The organism is Brevibacillus sp. YAE8 (assembly GCF_057543335.1).
Genome location: NZ_BAAIYG010000181.1, coordinates 1 through 519 on the forward strand (window position 1 = coordinate 1; position 519 = coordinate 519).

Below are 519 nucleotides of genomic sequence, written 5' to 3' on the forward strand. Positions count from 1 at the left end.
GTTTCTTTTAATTTATATTTTTGAATCTTGCCGGATGCCGTCATGGGAAAGTCGTCTATAAAATAAATATGTTCGGGAATTTTGAAATGAGCAAGCTTACCTTTGCAAAAGTCTTTGATTTCTTGAGCGGTAAGAAAAGAATCTTGCTTGAGTTTAATGCATGCAGCAACTCGTTCTCCATACTTTGGATCAGGAATACCGACAATTTGCACATCTTCTACCTCGGGTAATCTATATAAAAACTCTTCAATTTCTCTTGGGTAAATGTTTTCTCCACCTCTAATAATCATATCTTTTAGACGTCCTGTAATTTTTACATAGCCATCTTTATCGATGGTAGCTAAATCTCCTGTATGTAGCCAGCCCTCTACAATTGTTTTTTCTGTTTCTTCCGGCATTTTGTAATATCCTTTCATTGTTAAATATCCTTTTGCACAAAGTTCTCCTTGTTCTCCAAAAGAAGCTTGTTTACCTGTAATTGGATTAATAATTTGAATCTGTACATGATCATGTACTTTT

Annotated in this window: 1 protein-coding gene; it reads right to left on the bottom strand. The window is 34.3% G+C overall.

Translation table 11 applies throughout. The features are described from left to right. The coding region (locus tag AC27IT_RS28265; RefSeq protein ID WP_487092334.1) for an AMP-binding enzyme at positions 1-519 on the bottom strand (519 nt) is incomplete at both ends.